Raw genomic sequence first — 6,528 nt, forward strand, 5'->3', positions numbered from 1 at the left:
TTTCTAAATATTGATCAATTTCTCTAAATAATGTATCTACTAATTCAGCTTCTGGTACAGTCTTGATAACTTCACCCTTTCGGAAAACAATACCTTGACCATTACCACCAGCAATACCAAAATCAGCTTCACGAGCCTCACCGGGCCCATTTACAACACATCCCATAACAGCAACTTTAATCGGTGCTTTTATAGATGCTAAGCGCTCCTCTACAATTCCCGCCATGTCAAACAGATTGACTTGACATCGGCCACATGTAGGGCAGGAAATCATTGTAGCACCAAAGTTGCGTAATCCCAAGTTACTTAAAATACTTCGGCCTACTTCTATTTCATGTATTGGGTCACCCGTTAAAGATACCCGTAATGTATCACCAATACCGTCTAATAATAAAGCACCAATGCCCATAGCAGACTTAATGGTACCTTGTTTTATCGTCCCAGCCTCAGTAACACCTAAATGCAAAGGGTAAGGAATCTTATCGGATAACTTGCGATAGGCTTCTACCATTAAAGGAACTTCCGTTGCTTTAATGGATAATTTCATTTGGCGATAGTCGAGCTTTTCAAGAATTCGCACATGTTCTAATGCAGTCTCTACCATGCCATCTGCTGTAGGATGACCACCATGAGCATCGAGGATATGCTTTGGTAAAGAACCAGCATTGACACCTATACGAATTGGAATTTGTTTAGGTTTAGCTTTTTCAATAACAGCTAATACTTTATCCTCTCCGCCAATATTTCCTGGGTTAATACGCAATCCATCAACATTATTCTCAATAGCTTCTAAAGCTAATTTATAGTCGAAATGAATATCAGCAATTAAAGGAATATCGATACCAGCACGAACTGCTTTTAAAGCTTTTGCAGATGCCATTGTAGGTACTGCAACACGTACTAATTCACAACCAGCCTCAGCTAAGCGATTTATTTCAGCAATAGCCTTTTCCGTGTGAACCGGATCAGTGGTAATCATAGATTGAATGCTTACCGGTGCATAATCACCTATTTTAACTGTACCTACATAGATACCATTTGTTGGTTTACGTACAATCATTGTAATCTCCCATCTATCTTATAGTAATCGGAATATATCCTGAGTTGTTACATATAAGAATAATGCTACCATCAAAGCAACACCAACCATTTGAATATACATAAGTGCCTTAGCAGGTAACTTACGACCTGTGATAGCTTCAGCCAAAATAATAATTAAATGACCACCATCTAATACAGGTAATGGCAAAAGATTAATAACCCCTAAGTTAATACTTAAAAATGCTGCAAAACTTAATAGTGGCGCAAAGCCAGATTGTGCAATAGTACCAGCCATTTGTGAAATCCCTACAGGGCCAGATAGCTCTGCTGCCTGTGTGCCTCGAATCATATCATATAAGCCACTTAACATAGCAACAATTGTTTGACCTGTGCGAGTAACGGCTAAACTAAAAGATTCTCCAATACTATAAGTTTCTCGAGTATAACTAGGATAAATACCAATTTTAGGACTATCCTGTTCCATTTTTGGAATCACTGTAGTTTCTACAGTTTCCCCTTCTCTATCTACTACAACAGTAACACCATGATTGGCAGTACCTTGTAGGCTAGGACGGATTTCATCCCATGTAGAGATTTTTTTACCATCGATGGTAAGAATTCTATCGTTAGATTGTAAATGTGCCTGTTCAGCAGCGCTACCTGGGATGATATTACCGATAACAGGATCATTTGTATACGTGAGATTACCTACTGTTGCATTGAGACCAAAGAATAAAACTATGGCCAATAAAAAGTTAAATACAGCACCTGCAGAAATAACAATAAATTTCTTCCATGCAGGTTTAGTATAAAATGAGCGCTCATTAAGAGGCTCGTCAGGTGTCATACCTGCAATACGATTAAATCCACCAAGAGGAATGATACGAATCGAGTATAATGTTTCCCCTCTTTGAACCTTGAATATGGCAGGTCCAAAACCAATGGCAAATTCGTCTACTTGCATACCTGACATTTTTGCTGTAACAAAATGGCCTAATTCATGAATAAACACGATTAAACCAAATACAAATATTGTGGCTAATGCCGTTGTCATATATACTCCTATACCATCAATGATGTGGCCTTTTCTCGAGCCCATCTATCGATGGCCAATAAATTGTCTAATGTAAAGTCATCTTCAGGTCCCATAGATTCAAGGACTGATGTGACGACTTTATAAATATCACCAAAGGCGATTTTATCATCTAAAAATGCATAAACTGCAGTTTCATTTGCAGCATTAAACACAGCTGGTTTAAAACCGCTTGATCGTCCTACGTCATAAGCAAGACGAAGAGCCGGGAAATCATCATATCGAGGAGGCAAGAATTCTAATTGTAAAGCCTTTGAAAAATCTAGATGATTCATATGTAAAGTTTCACGTTTAGGATATGTCAAAGCATACTGAATAGGCTCCCTCATATCGGGATTCCCCATTTGTGCTAAGATGGCCCCATCTTTCATTCGTATCATTGAATGAACAATGCTTTGTGGATGTACCACTACGTCAATATGATCAAAATCAAAACCAAATAGCCAATGAGCTTCAATTACTTCTAACCCTTTATTAAATAGAGATGCAGAGTCAATCGTAATCTTGTTACCCATATTCCAAGTTGGATGACGTAGGCAATCAGCAGCTGTGGCAGTTTGAATTTTATCAGAATCCCAAGTGCGTAAAGGACCACCAGAAGCGGTAACAATTAGGGAATCAACATTCTCGCGATTTTGACCTTCTAAACACTGGAATATTGCGCTATGTTCACTATCAATAGGTAGAATTTGTACGCCATACTCCTTAGCCAAAGATGTAATCAATGGTCCACCAGCAACTAATGTTTCCTTATTAGCTAGACCTATAGTCTTACGTTTCTTTATAGCCTCTACAGTAGGTTCAATACCTGCAGCACCAACAATAGCAGTTACAACCATAGTCGCTTCTTGAATCGTAGCAGCAGCTATGAGTGCTTCCTTACCGCCCACAAGTTTTGTAGGACCTGTATAGCGTCCTTGTAGCTCTTTAAAAGCACTTTCATCAACTAGACCGGCTACTAACGGCTGATATTCTTTAATTTGTTTTTCTAAGAGGTCAATATTATGATGTGCCACTAAGGCAACCACCTTGAATTGATCTGGATGTTGAGACACCACATCTAGTGTCTGTGTACCGATTGAGCCAGTACTGCCAATAATACTTAGGTATTTCATAAGCTTACCTCTATTAGATTAGAACGAGAATAGTAATATATAAATCAATGTAATAGGTGCCGTAAATAATAAGCTATCAAACCGATCTAATACACCGCCATGACCTGGTAATAAGGTACCAGAATCTTTCACATTACATAATCGTTTAATCTTTGATTCAAATAAATCACCTAATGGTGCAAGTATACCGCTAATCATACCAACATGAATACCAGTCCACCATGGAATACCCACGATATACGAAAATACAGCACCTGTAATAATACAGCCAATAAAGCCACCAATAAAACCTTCTAATGTTTTATTAGGACTAATGGATGGAACAATTTTATGTTTACCAAAGGCACGACCTGCAAAGTATGCAAAAGTATCACTAGCCCACGTAGTAAACAATAATAACCAAAGTGTAATTGTTCCCCAGTTATGTAGTTCAAAAGGCATTGATAAAGACATGTAAATAGAATCATGACGAATCATGAGCAAAGAAATCATGCCAATACCAACATATAATAAACCAAAGACACTAAAAGAAACGCTAGCTAAAGAGTATTTATTTTCACCAAATGTACATAACATATAATTGGCTGATAAACTCAATACTAATATAGCAATTGCTAAAATATACTGATGACATGCAAAGGCAATCATCAATAATAAAATACTAATATACCCCCATAAAATGGACATTCGCACATGTTTAGCTTTACCTAGTAAAACAAACTCACGCCATCCCAATAGAGCTAATAATGTAATAAGAACATCATACACAGATCCGCCTAATGTAATGGCCCCTAAGGCAATAATAAAACCTATAACAGCGGTTATAACACGTGTTTTTAACATTTTTTATTCCTCATCACGTAAGCCACCAAATCGGCGTTCTCGTTTTTGATATGCTGCAACAGCTTCCAATAATGTTTCTTTAGTGAAATCCGGCCAATGTAAATCAGTAAACCAGAATTCAGCATAAGCTAGCTGCCACAATAAAAAGTTACTAATTCTAAAATCACTACTTGGACGAATTAATAAGTCTACATCACTAAACTCCTTCGTGAAAAGTTGGGAGCTAACATAGTCTTCTGTAATATCGTCTGTAGTTATAGTTCCATCTGCAACAGAGTTTGTAATGTTGCGGATAGTTCTTACTATTTCATCACGCCCACCATAGTTTATAGCTAACTGTAAGGTAAGGCCTGTATTATTCTGAGTTAATAATTCTGCATCGCGAATAATCTTTTGAAGCTCATCAGAAAGAGCACTAATATATCCAATAAAGCGAATGCGTACATTATGTTCATGCATATACTTAACATTATTGTTTAAGTATTCTTTTATGAGAGCCATAAGTAAAGAAACTTCCTGTTCAGGACGCTTCCAGTTCTCTGTGGAGAAACCATATACCGTAAGAGCTCTAATTCCAATCTCATCTGCAGCAATAACAATCTGCTTTAATACGTCGGCTCCTGCACGATGCCCCATAGATCGTGGCATCCCTCTTCGTTTAGCCCAACGACCATTGCCATCCATAATAATAGCAACGTGTTTTGGTATCGCATTACTATCAATATCAGGCGTATCAGATGGTTTACGGTTAAATAATTTCTTTAGCATAGTCTACCTCGATAGAATTTCCGAAGTCGCTGGCAATCATTGGTCTATACACTAGTATATGTAAACACTCATCAACCTTGGTAATACGTGCTACATAAAGTCCTTTATCGGCAATATCAAAAAAGCGATTAAAGGATCCCCCAATCATTACCTTAAAAGGAATATGGGCAGCCTGCAAACGAGACTTTGCAAGCTGCCATGGCATTCCAATAAGGCTATTAGAATCTAACATTATACTTCTAATACGTCCTTTTCTTTTACTGCTTTTAACTCATCAATCTGCTTAATTTTAGCATCTGTAAGTTTTTGGATTTGATCTAAACCGTCTTTAGCATCATCTTCAGTAATTGTTTTAGCTTTTTCTTCTTTTTTCAATGCATCATTTACATCACGACGAATGTTACGTACTGCAACTTTAGCATCTTCAGCTTTTTTATGAACAACCTTAACGATTTCTTTACGGCGCTCCTCAGTTAATTGAGGAATAGTTAAACGAATTTGAGCACCATCATTACCTGGGTTTAAACCAAGATCGGATTGTAAAATTGCCTTTTCAATGGCACCAATCATAGTTTTATCCCAAGGTGCAATTACAATCATGCGAGGCTCAGGTACAGAGATATTCGCAACTTGGTTAATTGGAGTAGGGCTACCATAATAATCAACCATTACTTTATCAAGCAATGCTACACTAGCACGGCCTGTACGAATAGATGCGAATTCATGTTTTAAAGCCTCAATAGACTTATTCATGCGTTCTTCTGCTTGTTGTAACAATTCTTTAATTTCCATTTGAATTATTCTCCTCGAACTATGGTACCAATCTCTTCACCTTTAGCGGCTTTTGTAATGTTACCAGGAATGTCCATGCTAAATACAATAATAGGGATATTATTATCTTTACATAAAGTTGTGGATGTTGCATCCATAACCTTTAATTCTTTTGTGATGATATCATTATATGTTAATTCATCAAATTTAACGGCATTAGGATTCGTTTTAGGATCAGAATCATATACACCGTCAGCAAACTTCTTCGCCATCAAAATTGCATCTGCTTCAATTTCAGCAGCGCGCAATGCAGCTGTTGTGTCTGTAGAGAAGTATGGTTTACCAAGACCTGCACCGAAGATAACGATACGTTTTTTCTCTAAGTGACGAATTGCACGACGACGAATATAAGGTTCTGCAATTTCTTGCATTTCGATAGCAGTTTGAACACGAGTGTCTACGCCTGCTTGTTCTAATGCATCTTGCAATGCTAAGGAGTTCATTACTGTTGCTAGCATACCCATATAGTCAGCTGTAGCACGATCCATACCTTGGTTACTACCAGCTAACCCTCTCCACAAGTTACCGCCACCAACAACAATTGCGATTTCTAAATCAGTGGATTTTGCTAAAGCAGCAATTTCTTTTGCAAATTCTTCAACAACATCAGGGTTAATACCAAAACCTTGTTCACCCGCTAATGCTTCACCACTCAACTTCAAAACAATACGTCTAAAGTTTCTCTTTGCCATGTGTTTACTCCTCTATTGCAAAATAAGAGAACACTGTACGGTGTTCTCTTATTATTTCTTAATTATTTACCAACAGATGCCATTACTTCAGCTACGAAGTCATCTTGGCGTTTTTCAATGCCTTCGCCCAAACCGTAGCGAACAA

At 37.6% G+C, this 6,528-nt stretch carries 8 protein-coding genes and 1 pseudogene; all 9 read right to left on the reverse strand.

Annotation, left to right across the window (positions count from 1 at the left end; all coding sequences use genetic code 11):
* On the reverse strand, positions 1-1,060 hold a 1,060-nt coding region (gene ispG, locus QZ055_RS07415), incomplete at its 3' end, for a flavodoxin-dependent (E)-4-hydroxy-3-methylbut-2-enyl-diphosphate synthase (protein ID WP_295825721.1).
* A gap of 18 nt (positions 1,061-1,078) precedes the next feature.
* The gene (rseP, locus tag QZ055_RS07420; protein ID WP_295825723.1) at positions 1,079-2,095 is read right to left on the reverse strand and encodes an RIP metalloprotease RseP; all 1,017 of its coding nucleotides are present in this window, start codon (positions 2,093-2,095) and stop codon (positions 1,079-1,081) included.
* Positions 2,096-2,103: 8 nt separating this feature from the next.
* On the reverse strand, positions 2,104-3,249 hold the full coding sequence (locus QZ055_RS07425) for a 1-deoxy-D-xylulose-5-phosphate reductoisomerase (protein WP_295825726.1): 1,146 nt from the start codon (positions 3,247-3,249) through the stop codon (positions 2,104-2,106).
* Positions 3,250-3,267: 18 nt separating this feature from the next.
* A complete protein-coding gene (locus QZ055_RS07430; protein ID WP_295825727.1) occupies positions 3,268-4,092 on the reverse strand; it encodes a phosphatidate cytidylyltransferase in 825 nt (274 codons plus the stop codon).
* 3 nt (positions 4,093-4,095) lie between these two features.
* Positions 4,096-4,860 carry an isoprenyl transferase gene (locus QZ055_RS07435; protein ID WP_227720938.1) on the reverse strand — a complete coding sequence of 255 codons (765 nt, stop codon included), beginning with the start codon at positions 4,858-4,860 and terminating at the stop codon, positions 4,096-4,098.
* The gene (locus QZ055_RS07440) at positions 4,841-5,092 is read right to left on the reverse strand and encodes a hypothetical protein (protein ID WP_105085568.1); all 252 of its coding nucleotides are present in this window, start codon (positions 5,090-5,092) and stop codon (positions 4,841-4,843) included. Before QZ055_RS07440 ends, QZ055_RS07435 begins: the two co-directional genes overlap by 20 nt.
* Positions 5,092-5,652, reverse strand: coding sequence for a ribosome recycling factor (gene frr / locus QZ055_RS07445; protein ID WP_024066542.1), 561 nt, complete (start codon positions 5,650-5,652; stop codon positions 5,092-5,094). The genes QZ055_RS07440 and frr overlap by 1 nt, the downstream gene beginning before the upstream one ends.
* A 5-nt stretch (positions 5,653-5,657) precedes the next feature.
* Positions 5,658-6,383: a UMP kinase gene (gene pyrH / locus QZ055_RS07450; RefSeq protein WP_024066541.1), complete on the reverse strand. Its 726-nt coding sequence runs from the start codon at positions 6,381-6,383 to the stop codon at positions 5,658-5,660.
* A gap of 62 nt (positions 6,384-6,445) precedes the next feature.
* Positions 6,446-6,528, reverse strand: a pseudogene (locus QZ055_RS09445) (translation elongation factor Ts); the annotation flags it as partial.

The sequence above is a fragment of the uncultured Veillonella sp. genome (genome assembly GCF_905209685.1).
In the GTDB taxonomy this organism is placed as follows: domain Bacteria; phylum Bacillota; class Negativicutes; order Veillonellales; family Veillonellaceae; genus Veillonella.

Excerpts from the sequence above, each read along its gene's own strand:
- QZ055_RS07425 (WP_295825726.1), bottom strand. The coding sequence starts at position 3,249 with ATGAAATACCTAAGTATTATTGGCAGTACTGGCTCAATCGGTACACAG.
- frr (WP_024066542.1), bottom strand. The coding sequence starts at position 5,652 with ATGGAAATTAAAGAATTGTTACAACAAGCAGAAGAACGCATGAATAAG.
- QZ055_RS07430 (WP_295825727.1), bottom strand. The coding sequence starts at position 4,092 with ATGTTAAAAACACGTGTTATAACCGCTGTTATAGGTTTTATTATTGCC.
- rseP (WP_295825723.1), bottom strand. The coding sequence starts at position 2,095 with ATGACAACGGCATTAGCCACAATATTTGTATTTGGTTTAATCGTGTTT.
- pyrH (WP_024066541.1), bottom strand. The coding sequence starts at position 6,383 with ATGGCAAAGAGAAACTTTAGACGTATTGTTTTGAAGTTGAGTGGTGAA.
- QZ055_RS07435 (WP_227720938.1), bottom strand. The coding sequence starts at position 4,860 with ATGCTAAAGAAATTATTTAACCGTAAACCATCTGATACGCCTGATATT.
- QZ055_RS07440 (WP_105085568.1), bottom strand. The coding sequence starts at position 5,092 with ATGTTAGATTCTAATAGCCTTATTGGAATGCCATGGCAGCTTGCAAAG.